The organism is Janthinobacterium sp. FW305-128, from assembly GCF_020858135.1.
Classification (GTDB): Bacteria; Pseudomonadota; Gammaproteobacteria; order Burkholderiales; family Burkholderiaceae_D; genus Janthinobacterium.
In genome coordinates this window covers 203,460-220,492 of the sequence record NZ_JACYMK010000009.1, presented here as the reverse complement: position 1 = coordinate 220,492, position 17,033 = coordinate 203,460, and the positions used below count along the sequence as shown (strand labels likewise).

18 protein-coding genes are annotated in these 17,033 nt (G+C 62.3%); 12 read left to right on the top strand and 6 right to left on the bottom strand.

Annotated elements, in window-relative coordinates; genetic code table 11:
• Positions 1 to 34 precede the first annotated feature (34 nt).
• From IGS60_RS19720 to IGS60_RS19695, 6 genes are all read right to left on the bottom strand, one after another.
• Positions 35 to 778, bottom strand: a complete 744-nt coding sequence (locus IGS60_RS19720; RefSeq protein WP_230505911.1) for an amino acid ABC transporter ATP-binding protein — start codon at positions 776 to 778, stop codon at positions 35 to 37.
• Positions 775 to 1,467 (bottom strand): amino acid ABC transporter permease, encoded by a 693-nt coding sequence (locus IGS60_RS19715; protein WP_230505910.1) that lies wholly within the window; start codon positions 1,465 to 1,467, stop codon positions 775 to 777. The genes IGS60_RS19720 and IGS60_RS19715 overlap by 4 nt, the downstream gene beginning before the upstream one ends.
• The gene (locus IGS60_RS19710; RefSeq protein ID WP_230505909.1) at positions 1,467 to 2,150 is read right to left on the bottom strand and encodes an amino acid ABC transporter permease; all 684 of its coding nucleotides are present in this window, start codon (positions 2,148 to 2,150) and stop codon (positions 1,467 to 1,469) included. The genes IGS60_RS19715 and IGS60_RS19710 overlap by 1 nt, the downstream gene beginning before the upstream one ends.
• Before the next feature lie 128 nt (positions 2,151 to 2,278).
• The gene (locus IGS60_RS19705) at positions 2,279 to 3,109 is read right to left on the bottom strand and encodes a transporter substrate-binding domain-containing protein (protein ID WP_230505908.1); all 831 of its coding nucleotides are present in this window, start codon (positions 3,107 to 3,109) and stop codon (positions 2,279 to 2,281) included.
• A gap of 110 nt (positions 3,110 to 3,219) precedes the next feature.
• Positions 3,220 to 4,092, bottom strand: a complete 873-nt coding sequence (locus IGS60_RS19700; RefSeq protein ID WP_070312958.1) for a zinc-dependent peptidase — start codon at positions 4,090 to 4,092, stop codon at positions 3,220 to 3,222.
• Between the two features lie 267 nt (positions 4,093 to 4,359).
• Positions 4,360 to 4,860 carry a winged helix-turn-helix domain-containing protein gene (locus IGS60_RS19695; protein WP_223278908.1) on the bottom strand — a complete coding sequence of 167 codons (501 nt, stop codon included), beginning with the start codon at positions 4,858 to 4,860 and terminating at the stop codon, positions 4,360 to 4,362.
• A gap of 466 nt (positions 4,861 to 5,326) precedes the next feature.
• Between IGS60_RS19695 and IGS60_RS19690 the strand changes: the two genes are divergently transcribed.
• The 12 genes from IGS60_RS19690 to IGS60_RS19635 all read left to right on the top strand — a co-directional run bounded on the left by IGS60_RS19690 (position 5,327) and on the right by IGS60_RS19635 (position 16,985).
• Positions 5,327 to 5,563 (top strand): hypothetical protein, encoded by a 237-nt coding sequence (locus IGS60_RS19690; RefSeq protein ID WP_070224936.1) that lies wholly within the window; start codon positions 5,327 to 5,329, stop codon positions 5,561 to 5,563.
• A gap of 397 nt (positions 5,564 to 5,960) precedes the next feature.
• A complete protein-coding gene (locus IGS60_RS19685; RefSeq protein ID WP_070224935.1) occupies positions 5,961 to 6,962 on the top strand; it encodes an ABC transporter substrate-binding protein in 1,002 nt (333 codons plus the stop codon).
• 30 nt (positions 6,963 to 6,992) lie between these two features.
• On the top strand, positions 6,993 to 7,814 hold the full coding sequence (locus IGS60_RS19680) for an ABC transporter permease (RefSeq protein ID WP_070224934.1): 822 nt from the start codon (positions 6,993 to 6,995) through the stop codon (positions 7,812 to 7,814).
• Positions 7,815 to 7,825: 11 nt separating this feature from the next.
• Positions 7,826 to 8,617 (top strand): ABC transporter ATP-binding protein, encoded by a 792-nt coding sequence (locus IGS60_RS19675; protein ID WP_230505907.1) that lies wholly within the window; start codon positions 7,826 to 7,828, stop codon positions 8,615 to 8,617.
• A 73-nt stretch (positions 8,618 to 8,690) separates the two neighbouring features.
• Positions 8,691 to 10,589 (top strand): ATP-binding protein, encoded by a 1,899-nt coding sequence (locus IGS60_RS19670; protein ID WP_230505906.1) that lies wholly within the window; start codon positions 8,691 to 8,693, stop codon positions 10,587 to 10,589.
• 3 nt (positions 10,590 to 10,592) lie between these two features.
• Complete coding sequence (locus IGS60_RS19665; RefSeq protein WP_230505905.1) at positions 10,593 to 11,939, top strand: sigma-54 dependent transcriptional regulator; 1,347 nt, start codon at positions 10,593 to 10,595, stop codon at positions 11,937 to 11,939.
• Positions 11,940 to 12,050: 111 nt separating this feature from the next.
• Positions 12,051 to 12,545, top strand: a complete 495-nt coding sequence (locus IGS60_RS19660) for a hypothetical protein (protein WP_230505904.1) — start codon at positions 12,051 to 12,053, stop codon at positions 12,543 to 12,545.
• 40 nt (positions 12,546 to 12,585) lie between these two features.
• Positions 12,586 to 13,086 carry a hypothetical protein gene (locus tag IGS60_RS19655; RefSeq protein ID WP_230505903.1) on the top strand — a complete coding sequence of 167 codons (501 nt, stop codon included), beginning with the start codon at positions 12,586 to 12,588 and terminating at the stop codon, positions 13,084 to 13,086.
• Between the two features lie 127 nt (positions 13,087 to 13,213).
• Positions 13,214 to 13,504 carry a hypothetical protein gene (locus IGS60_RS19650; protein WP_230505902.1) on the top strand — a complete coding sequence of 97 codons (291 nt, stop codon included), beginning with the start codon at positions 13,214 to 13,216 and terminating at the stop codon, positions 13,502 to 13,504.
• 69 nt (positions 13,505 to 13,573) lie between these two features.
• The gene (locus IGS60_RS19645) at positions 13,574 to 14,254 is read left to right on the top strand and encodes a hypothetical protein (RefSeq protein WP_230505901.1); all 681 of its coding nucleotides are present in this window, start codon (positions 13,574 to 13,576) and stop codon (positions 14,252 to 14,254) included.
• 53 nt (positions 14,255 to 14,307) lie between these two features.
• Positions 14,308 to 14,556, top strand: a complete 249-nt coding sequence (locus IGS60_RS19640; protein ID WP_070224926.1) for a hypothetical protein — start codon at positions 14,308 to 14,310, stop codon at positions 14,554 to 14,556.
• 110 nt (positions 14,557 to 14,666) lie between these two features.
• The gene (locus tag IGS60_RS19635) at positions 14,667 to 16,985 is read left to right on the top strand and encodes a DUF3274 domain-containing protein (protein WP_230505900.1); all 2,319 of its coding nucleotides are present in this window, start codon (positions 14,667 to 14,669) and stop codon (positions 16,983 to 16,985) included.
• Positions 16,986 to 17,033 lie beyond the last annotated feature (48 nt).

Sequence of the window (17,033 nt, the reverse complement as noted above, 5' to 3'; positions counted from 1 at the left end):
AGACCGTTCGCTTGCGCACACAGCCCAGAAATCCTCAGGCCGGTGCCCCATATGGGCTGCGGATATCGGACAGGAATTGCTGTGCGCGCACATGTTGCGGCCGCGCAAAGAATTCGTCGGGCGTGGCCCGTTCCAGCACTTGCCCGTGGTCCATGAACCAGACGCGGTCCGCCACTTCGCGCGCGAAACCCATCTCGTGCGTCACGCACACCATCGTCATGCCGCCATGCGCCAGGTCGCGCATCACTTGCAGCACCTCGCCCACCATTTCCGGGTCCAGCGCGCTGGTCGGCTCGTCGAACAGCATCAGCGGCGGCTGCATGGCCAGCGCGCGGGCAATCGCCACCCGCTGCTGCTGCCCGCCCGACAAGGCCGCCGGCATGGCGCGCGCCTTGTGCGCCAGCCCCACCCGCTCCAGCAGGGCCAGCGCGCGCTCCTCGGCTTCGCGCCGGGTGAGGCCGCGCAAGCGCTGCGGCGCCAGCGCGCAATTGTCCAGCACGGATAAATGGGGAAACAGGTTGAATTGCTGGAACACAAAACCGATATGCGAGCGGAAGGCATTCACATCCAGCCCCGGCGCGTGGATATCCTGGCCCGCCACCGCGATGCGCCCTGAGGCGATCGGCTCCAGGCGGTTGATGGTGCGGATCAGGGTCGACTTGCCGGAGCCGGACGGCCCGCACACGACCAGCACCTCGCCCTTGGCCACGTGTTCATTGATCTCGCGCAAGGCGTGATAGTCGCCATAGTATTTGTTGACGTTGTCAAAGGTAATCATGCTGCCGCTTTCAGGAGACGCGCCTGGCGCCGCTCGAGCCAGAAGGCGGCGCGCGACAGGCTGAAACACAAGACAAAATACGTCATGCCCAGCAGGAAATACACTTGCACGGGCTTGGTCAGCACGAGGCCGTTCACTTGCGAAGCGATGAACGACACCTCGGCCAGGCCGATGATGTACCCGAGAGAGGTTTCCTTGATGGTCGAGACGAACTGGTTGACCAGCGAGGGCAGCATGTGGCGCAGCGCCTGCGGCAGCACCACCGAGCGCATGCTGTCCAGATAATTCAGGCCCAGCGAGCGGGCCGCCTCCACCTGCCCGCGCGGCACGGCTTGCACGCCGGCGCGCACAATTTCCGCCAGATAAATGCCGTCGAAGATGACGAGGGCGGCCAGCATGGTACCGAATTGCCCGCTTTCATGTCCCGTGATGCTGGGCAGGAAGAAATACGCCCAGAAAATCACCAGCAGCAAGGGGATGCCCCGCACCACGTGGATCAGCGCGGCGACGGGCCAGCGCAGCAGCCGCCAGGGACTCAGGCGCGCCAGGCCCAGCAGCAGGCCGAACGGCAGGCTCAGCAACAGCGCCAGGCTGGCCAGCACGACCGTCAGCGCCAGCCCGCCCAGCGGCCCCTCGGGATAGCGGCCCACGAGAAAATACAGCCAGTAATCATGGATGAGTTCCAGCATCAGGACACCTTCTTTTGCAGCAAGGCCGCCAGGCCGGCGATCAGCAGCGAGACGGCCAGGTAGGCCGCGCTGGCGAAGACGAAGGCATCGACGCTGCGGAACGAGGCCGCTTCCACGCGCTGCGTCTGGTACATCAGCTCGGCCACGCCGATGACGGTGGCGATGCTGGTGTTTTGCCACAGGGTCAGGGTTTGCGACAGCAGCGGCGGCGCGGCCAGCCGCAGCGCCTGCGGCAAGATGCACAGGCGCATGGTGGCAAGAAAACTGAAACCCAGCGCCCGGCCCGCCTCGAATTGCTGGGCGGGTATGACGCGGATGCCGCTGCGGATGTCTTCCGCCATGTAGGCGGCCGTATATAAAGTCAGGGCCGTGACGGCGCTGGCGGCTTCGATATTGCCGGCATACAAACGCTCCTTCCACGCATCGGGCAGCAATTCGGGCGCGCCGAAATACCAGAACAGGAAGTGGGCCAGCAAGGGCACGTTGCGGATCAGCTCGACATACGCGGCGCCCAGGCCATTGAGCAGGCGCGACGGGGCCAGCCGCAGCATGGCCACGCCGCAGGCCAGCGGCAAAGACAAGAGCAAGGTGATGCCCATCAGTTGCAAGGACAGCAGCAAGCCGGACAACAACCAGTCGCGGTAGTCGCCGGACAGCAAAAAGGTCAGATCAAATTGGAACATGATGGTGAAATATCATTGATGCCTAAGAAAACCGTAGCGAGCGGCAGTGATTTGTGGCTGAGAAGCGCAACCGTGCTGGAGCACGGTGAGCATCGCAGGCCGCAAAGCGCGCCGCGCAGTAGGTTTGCTCAGGCGTCAATCTTGTCCGACTCAATCTTGAAGGTCCGTTTTTGAAACTTGACGTTGCTCGTCGGGCCATACCATTTGAAGAACAGTTTTTCCGCCTCGCCCGATTTTTCCAGTCCGCGCAGCACCTGGTCGACGGCTGTTTTCACGCCCGTCTCGCCCTTGCGGATGCCGAAGGCAAACACTTCCTGACTGATGTTTTGCGGCAGCACAAGGTAATCGTTTTGCGCGGCGCCCAGCTTGGCGTAATTGTTCAGCAAGGAGACTTCATCGTCGACATAGCCAACGCCCTTACCTTGCTGCAAGCCCAGATAAGCCTGGCCCGCCGTCTCGAACGTCACCACGTCCACGCCGGGCACGGCCTTGCGGATATTCGGTTCCTGCGTGCCGCCCTTGACGGTCAGCACTTTCTTGCCGGCCAGGCCAGCGACCGTCGTGATATTGCTGCTTTTTTTGACCAGCACGCGCTGGCCCGTGTAAAACGTGGACAGCGAAAAATCGACGAGCGCTTCGCGTTCCTTGTTGTGCGTCAAGGACGCCGTCAGGATATCGATGCGGCCCTGCTGCAGTTCGGGAATGCGGGCGGCCACGGCCAGCTGCTTGATTACGGGCTTGACGCCCAGGCCCTGGGCGATGGCGCGGCACAGGTCCACTTCATAGCCGACCAGCTGGCGCGACTTGGCATCGATGAAACTGTTCGGCTCGTCCGTGCCCAAGGTACCGCAGATCAGTTCGCCCTTCGCCTTGATGGCGGCCAGCTGGTCCGCTTGCGCCACTTGCGTGAAAGCGATGGAAGTGAAAAGAAGCGCGGCGAAATGAAGGCGGGTCTGCATGGGATTCCTCTGGTGGATAACGAATGCCGCCATTAGACCGCAACGTTATTATTTCCAAAAAGGAATCTTTTCAGCCTTGCTTATGAGTAAATCATGTAAGGCGCTGCCGCCTACCAGTAGGGCGCGTAATTGGGAAACGGCGAGGCCATGTGTTCGGCTTCCACGGGCGGCGCCATCCAGTCACGCGGATCGACCTTGTAGTACTGCAAGAATTGCGCGTACAGCTCTTCGTGGTGCTCGGCCATCTGGTATGGCTTTTCAAAGAAGGTTTCCGTCGCCACGGCAAAGAATTCGGCGGGATTCGTGGCGCCGTAGTGGTCCATCACGCTGTGCTGCTGATAGATGGCATCGTGGCGCAGGTTGTCGAAGTCGCGCGACAACACGGTGGCCCAGCTGCGGTAGCTCGACACGCTGGGCAGGTAGGGCGCGCCATTCGCGGCGCCCGATTCGCTGTCGAGCTGGTGGGCGAATTCATGCAGCACGACGTTGTGGCCATCGGTCCAGTCGGCCGCACCGCGCTGCACGTGGTCCCAGGCCAGCACCACGCGGCCATCGCCCCAGGATTCGCCCAATAAACCATTGGCCGATGGCGTGACGACGCCGCCCGGCCCCACTTCATCGCGCGTAACGATGAATTCCGTGGGATACACGAGGATGGTGTCGAGTTCCGGATACACCTGGGTCTGGCGATTGAGCAGCAGCAAACACGCCTGGCCGGCAATCGTGTAACGCATCTCGTCCGTGATCTCCAGGCCGCCGCAACCGACGAATTTCTTCTGGTACAGGAATTGCACGACCAGACGGCGCAACTGCTGCTGCAGCGGGGCCGGCATGCGCGGATACACGGGGATATTCTTTTCCAACACGGCCAGGCCTTCGGGCGGCAAGGGCCTGGACAGGGCCCGCTTCAAGCGCCAGCGGGGGAACCATAATGAAAAGACGATGGCGGCCGTGACGAGGGCGATCCATAGCAGCGGGTTCATGCGGCGGCCCGTTTCAGGCAGCGCAATGGCGGGAACGATAACAGGGCGGCGTAGGCAGACAAGGACAAGCTCCTTCAAGTGAACCCGCGCGTTGCGGGCAGCAGTCCAGCCCACATGGGGTTGATTAATATCTTTTCAATCCGCCAAGCTCAAAGGGCTTGCCCCAACGCCAAAAGCCGGGTTGTCACCCGGCTTTCGACATGTGTCTGATCATACGAACCACAAACCACGCCTGCCGGCCGTCAAGCGGCCTGCCAGGCGCAAGGTTTATTCAGCCGATTTTTGCTGTGGCGCGCCAAACAGGGCGGCGACCAGCGGATCGCGCGTCACGGGACCGCGGTTGACGCGGATGGCGTAATGCGTGTCATCGGCCAGGATGTGGAAGTGGCGGCCGCTGCCGGCCATGCTTTGCTCGCGCAAGCCGGGACGGTCCTTGCGCGGTGGCGCGCCTTCGCGTTTCGGCTGGACGATGGCGGCCAGGAAGGCGCGCACGCGCTCGGGATCCGGCGTCAGCTGGTACACTGCCTTGCCCAGGTAGGTGGCGGTGCCTTCGATGTAGCGGGCCAGTTCGATCACGCCCGCTTCACGCAGGTCGCGGATGTATTTGCGGGCGCCCGATGGCGAAAACTTGAGGAACCAGGCGATTTCGTCAGCCAGCATCTCGTGCAGCGACAATTCGCCGATCAGTTTTTGCATGTTTTCGATGCGGCGCAGGGTGGCCGACGTCGAGCGCACGCGCTCGATCGGTGCCATGGAAATAGGATTCATGCGTTCCGGGGGGATAGGTGCTGCGCGTTCGACCATTTGCGAGCCTTTTTCGGGGCTACGAAGTTCCTGGTGCGCTGCCTTTAATTCGCTCTTCACGTGAGACTGAGTCATTGCATGCATTTGAATACTCCTTTTAAACGATTGCCGGTAGCCCGGATTGTTAAGTTCTTGGCAATTTTTATACCAGAACACCACGAATCCTGAGCGTCTGGGCACAGAATGCCATCCTGCTCCGCACTGGTCTGTGCGTTAACGAACATTAGAAGCAAGAAAGTGAAAAATATTGCCTTGCTGAATTATTTCTCTTGAGGCATCTATAAAAGACATTTAAACCGCTGTGCCTCGATGCGCGCACAAAGTGAAATAGCGAACAGAAGCGTCGGCATTCTTGCAATAAATTCAAGCTTCGCGCGCGGCACCCGCCGTCCGCATCGCGCCAATCTTGATACTTTGCAAAGGAACCATCATGAACATGCCTACTCTGCTGGCCGCCGCCGCCCTGATCACCTTGTCCGCCTGCAAAAAACCGGCCGAAGCACCGCTGCCTGAAACGGCGCCCAACCCTGCTTCCGCCCCACAAGTGATGCCCCCTCCCGTCACGCCAGCCGCGCCGGAAACGGGCCCGGGCAGCACGACGCCGCCTGCCCCGCTGACCGATCCGGCCACCGCGCCGGCCCTGCCGCCCGCCACGGCGCCGAAATAAGGCCCGCCAAAGGCGACCGATCAGGCGCACCTGCGGCGCCGCCCCTACTCCACGGGGGAGTTACGCGTTGCCAGCCTGTTTGCAACGCGTTTTTTTACGATTGGAGTCGGCCGCGCCCTGAAGGTTCACCGGCATGCGGCACCGCAAGCCGGCACCGGACCAGCCAATCAAAATGCGGCAATCCGCACAGTCTTTCCCTTCGCCGTGCGGAAAGACGGAATCTCGTCATTTCCCATTTTCAATAGATTCAAATTAAACCTTTATAAACAATCACTTGCAATAAACGCCAAAATGCGCTCCACTGGCACGGAAGATGCTTTTATATTTTCATAACCGCCACCAGAGCGGCAGCCTTACCCAATATAAAAACCATCTACCTTTTTTTGGAGACAACAGCATGGCACGCACCTTCCGCATCTCGTCCTTCCTGAACACCAAGGCACTGGCCGTGGCCGTCGCACTGGCCGCGCAATTCCCGCTGGCCGTCCATGCGGCCGACCTGGTCCGCCTGGGCAATCTGAAATTCGCCCATTACGGCGCCGTCGCCTACATGAAGGAAATCGCGCCGAAATACGACCTGAAAATTGAGGAACGCATCTTCGCCAAGGGCCTCGACATCGTGCCGGCCATGATCGCCGGCGAAATCGACGTGTCCGCCAGCGCGCTGGAAGCGGCCATCACGGGCCGCGCCACGGGCTTGCCCGTGTACCTGGTGGGCGGCTTCGCCAAGGGCGGCGTGCAAATCGTCGGGCGTCCCGACCTGAACATCAAGGATATTGCTGGCCTGAAAGGCAAGAAAGTCGGCGTCACGCGCGGCGGCCCGCAGGAAATCCTGCTGTTTGCCGAATTGACCAAGGCCAAGCTGACCTGGTCCGACAAGCCGGGCAAGGACGTGCAGATCCTGTACATGGGCTACCCTGACCTGAACCAGGCGCTGCTGACCAAGGATATCGACGTCATGAGCCAGTCCGAACCGTACTCGACGCAGGCCATCCACAAGAAGTACGGCGCGGCCATCATCAAACCGTATGACACGCCGCTGGGCGAGCCCGTGCGCGCCCTCGTGATGACGGAAAAGATGTACAAGGAAAAGCCGGCCGTGGCCCAGCGCTTCATGGATTGCTTCGTCGCCGCCACGCGGGCGTTTTTGGCCGACCCGAAACTGGCGGAAAAATACGTGCGCGAATCGATGTTCAAGAACCAGATCACGACCGAGGATTACCGCGATGCCATCGACAACGCCATCTTCACGGAAGACATCACGCAAAGCCACGTGCAGCTGACCACCGACTACATGGTGAAATTCGGCGTGGGCCGCATGGCCAAGGCGCCTGCCGCCAAGGATTGGGTCAAGCTGGACCTGCTGGAAAAAGCCAAGAAGTCCTATGTCCCACGCTAACCACGGCCACGCTAATCTGAAAGTATCACAATGAATATGCAAATGATGAAACGCTTCGCGCACGGCGCCGCCGTGCCCGCTGCTGCATTGCTTCTTTGGCAAGCCATGTCGACCTTCGGCTGGATCAACCCGCAAATCCTGCCCTCGCCCGTGGCCGTGCTGGTGAAGTGGTATGAATACCTGATGCCGATGCAAGCGTACACGCCCGAAGCGGGCAACTACCTGGTGTGGATGTTCTCCGGCGAATTGCCGCACGACGCCTGGGCCAGCCTGTCGCGCGTGCTGGGCGGCTTCGCCATCGGCGCCGGCCTGGCCTTGCCGCTTGGCTTGCTGATGGGTACCAACAAGACCATCTATAAACTGTTCGACCCGCTGGTGCAGGTGCTGCGCCCGATTCCGCCGATCGCCTACATTCCGCTGGCCATTTTGTGGTTCGGCCTGGGCAACCCGCCCGCCTTCTTCCTGATCAGCATCGGTTCCTTCTTCCCCGTGCTGATGAATACCATCGCCGGCGTGCGCCAGGTCGACGGCATTTATATTCGCGCCGCGCGCAACCTGGGCGCCAGCCAGATGACCATGTTCCGCCGCGTCATCCTGCCGGCCGCCACGCCGTATATCCTGGCCGGCGCGCGCATCGGCATGGGCACGGCCTTCATCGTCGTGATCGTGGCCGAAATGATCGCCGTCAATAGCGGCCTTGGTTTCCGCATCCTGGAAGCGCGCGAGTATTTCTGGTCTGACAAGATTATCGCCGGCATGTTTACCATCGGCCTGTTCGGCCTGGCCATCGACATGGCCATGAATGCCCTGAATAATCATTTGCTGCAGTGGCACCGCGGCCTGGAACACTGAGAGGAACGGCCATGACCACGATCAATATCAATGCAGTCAATAAAATCTTCACCACGGGCGGCGCGGACGTCATCGCCCTGAAGGACATCAACCTGGAAATCGCCAGCGGCGAGTTCATCTGCCTGCTGGGGCCGTCCGGCTGCGGCAAGTCGACCTTGCTCAACGCCATCGCCGGTTTTTCGCAGCCGACGTCGGGCCAGATCCTGGCCGGCGGCAAGCTGATCACCGAACCCGGCCCCGACCGCGGCATGGTGTTCCAGGAATACGCGCTGTTCCCATGGATGACGATTGAAAGCAATATCGCTTTCGGCCTGGAAATCGCCGGCAAGACGCCGGCCGAGATCAAGGAACGGGTCGACATGCTGCTGAGCATGCTGGGCTTGACGGAATTCCGTGCCCGCTACCCGAAAGACTTGTCCGGCGGCATGCGCCAGCGCGTGGCGATTGCCCGCGTGCTGGCCCTCGATTCGCCGATCATGCTGATGGATGAACCGTTCGGCGCGCTCGATGCCTTGACGCGGCGCAACCTGCAAGATGAGTTGCTGAAAATCTGGAAAGTCTTCGGCACCACCATCGTGTTTGTCACGCACTCGATCGAGGAATCGATCTACCTGGCCGACCGCACCATCGTCATGACCTACCGTCCCGGCACCATCAAGCGCGACGTGGCCATCAACCTGCCCCGCCCGCGCGACCCGAGCGACCCCGAGTTCAACCGCCTGAAACGCATGCTGGGCGAGATGGTGATGGAAGAGCAACAAAGGCATCATAATGCGGAGACGATGGCAAGTACGGCAGACTAAGTAATGGGGTCAGACCCGGCGGGTCTGACCCCAGATTGACCACACACGGGCATAAACATACACACGGAGCACCATGGCATTCGGCAAATGGCCCCTGAGACAGCTGCTTGCCCCCCTGCTGGCCGTGGGCTCGCTGGTCGTGCTGACGTGGGTGTCGTATGCCTGGGTCAAGCAGCGCCAGCTCGATGAATTGCACCGCACGCTAGATTCGCGCGCGGAACTGTATGCGGCGTCCATCGGCGGCGCCCTGAACAAATACGAATTCCTGCCCCTGGCCGTGGCCCAGAGCGATGCCGTGGCGCAATTGCTGGAGCAGCCCAGCGCCGACAAAGTCACGCAGATCAACGCCTACCTGGTCGACATGAACCGCCGCGCGGGCGCCTTTGCCGTCTACGTGCTCGACGACAAGGGCACGACCCTGGCATCGAGCAACTGGCAAGACCGCAGCTCCTACGTGGGCGTCAATTACGGCTTCCGTCCGTATTTCAAGAACGCCATCGCGGGCGGCATCGGCCGCTTCTACGGCATCGGCTTTTCCACCTTCGAAGCCGGCTACTTCATTTCGCAGCCCGTGCAGCGCGACGGACGCATCATCGGCATCGTCGCCGCCAAGGTCAACCTGGACTGGATCGAGCAATCGTGGCGCACGCCGGGCGCGGGCGAACAGATCTGGGTCAAGGATGCGAATGGCGTGATCATCCTGGCCACCACCCCCGCCTTCAAGTTCAAGACCCTGGCGCCTTTGTCGCCGGCCGCCAAGAAAGACATCAGCGAACAGCGCCAGTTCCTGCAAGAAAATCTGCCCATCCTGCCGCACAAGGTGCAGCGCCAGTTCGCCGATGGCGCCAGCGTGATGACCCTGGAACGCCCGCAGACGAATGACTCCCCCGCCCTGTCCGGCAATGCCGACAAGGCGGACTATCTGGCCGTGAACCGCGTGCTGGGCCCGCTGCAATGGCAAATCACCGTGCTGGCCGAGCTCGACCAAGTGAATGAGGCGGCGCGCAACGCGGCCATCGCCGCCGCGCTGGGCTGGGCCTTGCTGCTGCTGGCCCTGATGTATGCGCGCCAGCGCCGGCGCCGCATCGCCGACAAGCTCAATGCGCAGCAGACGCTGGCCCGTGCCTATGAACAGCTGGAAATCAAGGTCGAGCAGCGCACGGCCGACCTCGTGCACGCGAACGGCCGCCTGCAGGCGGAAGTGGCCGAGCGCGAGCGGGCCGAGCAAACCTTGCGCTACGCCCAGGCGGAACTGGTGCAAAGCGGCAAGCTGGCGGCCATCGGCCAGATGGCGGCCGGCGTCACGCACGAGCTGAACCAGCCGCTGGCCGCCCTGCAGACGTTTTCCGACAATGCCAAGGTCTTTTTGGCACGCGGCCAGATCGACGACGCGCTCGACAACCTGTCGACCATTTCCGACCTCGTCAAGCGCCTCGGCTACGTGACTTCGCAGCTGAAAGGCTTTGCGCGGCGCAGCGACGATGCGCGCAAGCCCGTCAGCGTGCGCCAGGCGTTTGCGCAAACCATGCTGCAAATCCGCACGCGCAAGGGCTCGCAGCGCCTGACCCTGCATGAAAGCTGGCTTGAGGACGACATCATCGTGCTGTGCAACGCCATCGGCCTGGAACAGGTATTTACCAACCTGATCACGAACGCCATGGATGCCGTGCCGGAAGGCGAGCCCGTGCAAATCTGGTTCCAGGTACGGCGCGAAGGCGGCCTCGCCGTGTTGCATATCACCGATAATGGCCCCGGCATCCCGCTGGCCTCGCTCGACAAGATCTTCGATCCCTTCTATACCACCAAGGAACACGGGCTGGGCTTGGGATTGTCGATCAGCGCTGGCATACTGCGCGCGGCCGGCAGCGCCCTGGCCGTGCGCAACCGCAGCGCGCAGGAAGGGGGCGGCGCGCAATTTACCATCACCCTGAGCTGCGCCCCGGGGGAGAATAAGATAGAGACGAAGGAATAGGGAATGCACGAGAATAATTTTGAAGGCATGCAAGTGCTGCTGGTGGAAGACGATGCCGTCGTGCGCAAGGGCGCGCGGCAATCGCTGGAACTGGCGGGACTGCAAGTGACGGCCGTTGCCACGGCCGAGGAGGCGCTGCCCTATCTGGTGCCTGAATTTGCCGGCATCTTATTGAGCGATATCAAGCTGCCGGGCATCGACGGCTTGAAACTGCTCGATATCGCCGTGGCGCAGGATGCCAGCCTGCCCGTCATCCTCGTCACGGGCCACGGCGACGTGTCGATGGCCGTGGGCGCCATGCGTCGCGGCGCCTACGACTTCATCGAAAAACCGTTTTCCGCCGACTTGCTGGTGGAAGTGTGCCGCCGCGCCCTGGATAAACGCCACCTGGTGCTGGAAAACATGAACTTGCGCCGTCAGCTCGAGCAGCGCGTCGGCATCGAGGCGCGCATCGTGGGCCGCAGCGCGGCCATGGCCAAGGTGCGCCAGCTGGTGCTGAACCTGGCGCCGAAATCGGCCGACATCATCATCCTCGGCGAAACGGGCACCGGCAAGGAACTGATCGCGCGCTGCCTGCACGACTTCAGCGAGCGGCGCGACCACCCGTTCGTGGCGATCAACTGCGGCGCCCTGCCCGAATCGATCTTCGAGTCGGAACTGTTCGGCCACGAGGAAGGCGCATTCACGGGCGCGCAGCGGCAGCGCATCGGCAAGATCGAGTACGCGAACGGCGGCACCCTGTTCCTCGATGAAATCGAAAGCATGCCGCTGGCCCTGCAAGTCAAACTGCTGCGCGTGCTGCAGGAGCGGCAAGTCGAGCGTCTCGGTTCCAACAAACTCATTTCCGTCAATTTCCGCGTCATCGCCGCCGCCAAGGAAGACCTGAACGTGCTGGCCGAGCAGGGGAAATTCCGGCCCGACCTGTATTACCGCCTGAACGTGGCCAGCCTCACGCTGCCCGCGCTGCGCAACCGGCGCGAGGATATCCCGCTGCTATTCGAGTTTTTCGTGCTGCAGGCGGCGCTGCGCTATGGCCAGCCGGCCGCGCTCGTCAGCGGCGAACTGATCGCATCCCTGATGGCGCAGCGCTGGGCCGGCAATGTGCGCGAACTGCACAACGTGGCCGACCGCTTCGTGCTGGGCCTGCTCGACGACACGCTCAGTCCCGCCGGCTGCCGCGAGGCGTCGCTGGCGGAACAGGTCGACACCTTCGAGATTTCCATCATCGAGGAAGCCTTGCGCCGCCACAATGGCAACGTCATCGATGCGGCCGCCGCGCTGAATATCCCGAAGAAAACCCTGTACGACAAGCTCAAGCGATTTGATATCTCGACGGAGCAGTTCCGCTAAGGCCTGCGCCACGGCCAGCCATCCCCCCACATCGGGTGGCGGCGGATTCCTACTTACGGGCCAGCCCGCGCGTGGCAGAATCGGTACTCCACTTCATCCGAAGGAGTTCCCATGAAACCATCCGCATTCATGCTCGCGGCCATGCTGCTGGGCAGCGCAGCCGTCCTGGCACAGGCGCAATCGACCGGCAATAGCAATACCACGTCGAATAACACGGGCAATACCGACACGGCGACACAGCAAAATCCGCAAGTGAACCAGAATGACAAGGCCAAGCCGCGCAAGCACGACAAGAAGCAGGCGAAGAAATCGGGAAAATCGCGCAACCATGACACGACGGGGCAATCGACCAGCGGCACGAATTCGGGTGGCGGCGCCCCTGACAGCGCCGGCCAGTCCGCAGCTAATGCCACGCGCAGCGGCACGCAAGACATGAATGGCAATACGGGTGGCACGGTTCCCCCGGGCACGACAGGTACCACAGGCAATACGGGCACGCCGGGCAACGCTGGCACCACCGGCAATACTGGCAATACTGGCAATACTGGCAATACTGGCAATACTGGCAACACCGGCGTGGTGCCGCCGCGCCCGCCGGGCCGCTAAGCGCGGGCAGCCCGCCCCGGCCATGACGGCGCTGCAAGCCATGCTGCTTCTGCACGGGCTGCTGGGCGGAGCTGACGTGCTGCTCAACCACGAGTTGCTCGTGCGCTTGCCGTCGCGTCCCGGCGCGGCGGCCGAGCAGCGCCTGCACAGCTTGCGCGAAGCCATCTTCGGCCTGCTGTTTCCCTCGCTGGGCCTGTTTGCCTGGCAGGGCTGGCTGGCCTGGTGGCCGGCATTGCTGCTGTTGGCGGAAATCGGCGTTTCGCTGCGCGACACGGTCGTGGAAGGCCGCACGCGCCGCCTGCCCCTGCCCGAGCAGATCCTGCACGTTTTGCTGTTCATCAACCTGGGCGTGATCGCCACCCTGCTGCTGCAGGCGCTGCCCGGCTGGCTTGCCCTGCCATCGGGCGTGCATGCGCTGCCTGCGGACGGCCCCGGCAGCTGGCTGGCGGCCATGGGCGCCATATCGCTGACATGGAGCATGCGCGATGCCCTGAGCGCCCGGCGCCTGCGCCTGCGCGCGAGCGGCGCAAGAGCGGCTTGAACATTGGCAATACGCCCACACAAGGATGAGGCGTAATCCTACTTGCGCGCACGGGTCCGCGTGTGACAATGCATTCTCGACAGCGGTATCCACCGCCCTCTCACTCTCTTGCACAGGAAGACGCACCATGAAAACCGCCGCTCTCTTGCTGGCCGCCACCCTGATGACCATCGGCGGCGCCTGGGTGCAAGCCCAGTCGACGACGAACGTCAACCAGACGGGCAACCACACCAACAATGCCAACGATCCGGGCCAACAATCGGACCAATCCGACAAGCTCGACAACAAGGGCAAGCTGATCCACGACGGCAAGCCTGCCAAAACGCGCACCGACAAGCGCACGCGGCGCGGCAAGCCGACGGCACCGCCAGCGTCCACACCCGCTGTGCCCAGCATCCCCATCGCCCCTGCGAAATAGGGTCAGCGCTGCGCCACATTGCTCCAAGGCACGCTATCATCGCGCCTTTACAAGATAGCCGGGATGACAATGAAAGCAGCATGGCAAGTGTTGGTGGCGGCAGGCGTATTGGCGGCCGCGAGCGTACAGGCGGCGCCGACGGTCGGTGAGTGCATGGAACTGACGACGGGTGTCAAGTTCAGCAAGAACAATGGCGACGCGCAAGTCAACGTCGAGGAAGTCTTCGAAGGCAAGAAACTCAAGGGCATCCAGCTGATCCTCGACGGCGGCGTCTTGCTGGCCACGTCCTACCAGGACATCCGCGACGGCCAGGTCTTCCTGACGGGCACGGTCCATTACAACGAAGACGGCACCGTGCGCAGCAAGAACGTCTACGCGCCACAGTCCGCCATCCCCGCCAAAATGCGCCCGGGCCAGGAAGTGCGCGTGCAATTCACGGACACGCAAACGAGCACCCACTACCCGCTGGCGGGCCTGTCCGACAAGATCACCACCTCCACGCGCACCGATCAACGCGATTTCTCGATCACCTTCCTGGGCTGGGAACGCCTGGAACTGGGCGGGCGCCGCTTCCCCGACGCCTGCAAGTTCGAACTGCACGACGTGGGCGGCAAAAGCAAAGGCAAAAGCGGCGAATACGTGTGGTATGCGCAGGGTTTCGGCGTGATCATGACGGACAAGATTGACCAGGCTGGCGACGTGCAGCCCGCGTACCGCATCGCATTGACGAAAATTATCAGCGCACCATAAATGCCTTGACAATATTGCGCTGGAATCGGTGACACACTTCTTACTAGGAAATCATGTCGCCGATCGAACGCAAATGGTGGTTCATGCTGCCCGTCATGACGGTCGCCGCCGTCGCCACCCTGTTTCTGCTCGACAGTGCCAACGTGCCGAACACGAACCTGTTCGCGCGCAGCCTGATTTTCGGCCTGTGCTTCGCATCGCTGCACCGCGGCCTGTCGTTCTGCATCTGGATGGGCCTGTTGTGGGGCGCGCCGGGGCTGGCGGACAGCAAGCTGACCGAGGGCAAGCCGGCCAGCCGCTAGCGCCTGCACCTAAGGCATCGCTGCCTTCTTTCCCGCAAAGTTTGCGTACGCGCAACTAATCCGCCATCGCGCCCCTCTACACTGTCCTGACTGGTCAGCATGGAGCGGCGATGGCGTATCCCAAACTTCCCTACACCAGCGGCAAGAGCACCGCCCTGCTGCACTGCGACCGCATGCAGGACGCCATCGTGCGCATCCGCCCTGAGCTGCCCGGCAACGTCATCGTCATCCATGGCGTCAACGACGTAGGCACCAGTTTCGGCGCCGTGGAAAAGGGTTTATGCCAGGGACTCGATGCACGCATGTATGGCGGCGGCCACGTGTTCATGCCAGCCGCCTACCGCATGCCGCAGGCGTCCGACAAGAAGGAAGCCCTGGCCGACCCGGACGACGTATTTTTCAAGCGCCAGCCTGATGAGACCACGTACAGCCCCGTGATCCCGTTTTACTGGGGCTTTCGCGAACGCAGCAACGCGAGCAAAGTGGTCAACGGCCAGAACACGGACCGCTACGGCAACCGCCTGGACAAAGACATGTCGAAGAACGGCGGCCCGTTCGGCAATGCCACCAACACCCTGCCCGACATGTGGAACAAGGGCTTGTTTTCGCCGTACGACGTGGGCGGCGACCCCGTGCGCCCCCTGATGACGGCGCCGGGCCGCATGTACATGGTGCTGGCAGCCAAGCGCCTGGCAGCCCTCATCGCCATGATCCGCGATTACGACAGTAACGACGTGGTCTCCATCGTCGCGCACAGCCAGGGCTGTTTGATCTCGCTGCTGGCGCAGGCCTTCCTGCTCGACGAGGGCAAGCGGCCCGCCGACACCTTGATCCTCACGCATCCGCCCTACAGCCTGGTGGAGGACACCACGATGTTCTTCGGCGCGGCGGAAACTAGCCGCATCTTCGGCGGCGGCCGGGATGCGGTGATGGAGGAGCAATACGATGCCATCGACAACCGCCAGACCCTGCATGCGCGCCTGCAGACGCTGGTGCAGATCGTGCAGGGCGTGGTGGCAAAAAAGCATGCCAGTCCCGCCTTTGCGCAGATCAAGGATCACGCCGTCTGCCATGGCATGGCGGGCGCGGCATGGCGGGCGGAAGCGGACCGCGACAACCGGGGCAAGGTCTACCTGTACTTTTGCCCCGAAGATATGACGGTAGCGCTGGACAATATGCAGGGCATCGGCTGGCAAGGCATACCCGACTACATCGACGGCCATCGTCTGTCCAAGACCAAGGGCAAGACGGACAAAAGCATCTGGGGCGACGGCCCCACCTGCTGGGAAAAGGAATCCCAGCGCCGGCAACCGCTGGCGGAACTGGGCAAGGGATTTTACCAGCGTGTCTTTACCAGCAAACAGCGCCTTGACGCGACTGGAAAGAACAACGGGCCGGTGCTGGTGGGCCAGCCGCCGCACGACTTCGCCCTGCGCCTGGAAGGCGAGGACGACCACGCCCATGTGGCCGGCGCCAATCGTGGCCATCGCGGCAGCCATGCCGAGGCACCATGGCCGCCCGTCAAACCCGGCAAATGGAATATCTTTTCAACGGAATCAGGTCGGCGTGAAGGCTTGCGCACGATCAATGGCGAAGCGCTGCGCGCGCCCAGGGCGGCCGTGCTGGACGGCGGCGAGATCCGCCCTGGGCAATTCCCGAAGGATTCCGACCAGGCCAGGCTGCCGCGCGACCAGCAAGGACCGTGCGAAGAAGTCGACCCCATCGATGCGGCCATCGCGGTGACCAGCACGAAAGGTTTGCGCATGCGCAAGCAGGAAATCATCGCCGACCCGCGGCCGAAGCAGCATCGCATCCCCGAATTCGGTGCCGGCATGTTCGGCGCGGGCGAGCGCGAGCAGGTGGAAAAAGCCCTGAACCTGGGCAAGGAAGCGGGCGACCAAAGCAGGATAGACCGCGTTTCGCGCCATCCGGGCAGTGGCGACAAGCTGATTGTAGACCGCGAAGAGACCCCGAATGAGGCGCGCAAGCGCTGGCAGAACGAGGTCAGCCCCAAATCCTTCCACGGCGCCATCATCGGCAACGCGGAAAACCACCGCAACGTGACGGCGTATGACGTGGCGATAGGCAGAGGCAAGGCGAGCAGCGATCCGAAGTTTTATGCATATTTGTGCGCCGTTGCCGACTGGCGCTTGCAAGGCGATATCCGTAATCCAGTGCGACCATCCATCCCCCGATGGAATGACTTCAAGAAAAAATTTGCAATCTACCTGGCGGCAGAACCGGCGCAGCGCCAGCTCATTATTAAGGGCAACGCCGACTACTACAGCTCGGGAGTGTTGCCAGCCTTCGTGCCTGCCTTGCAGGCGGGTCTACCATCCACTGTTGTGTGTGAAACAGTCAACGGCAGGCGTACCGAATCGGTCGTCACGCCAGTCGTCCACAAACCAAGCGACGACATCCCAAAATGAAAAGCCCATTTCCACGCTTGCGATATCCAATCGGTGCCGCTCTCATCG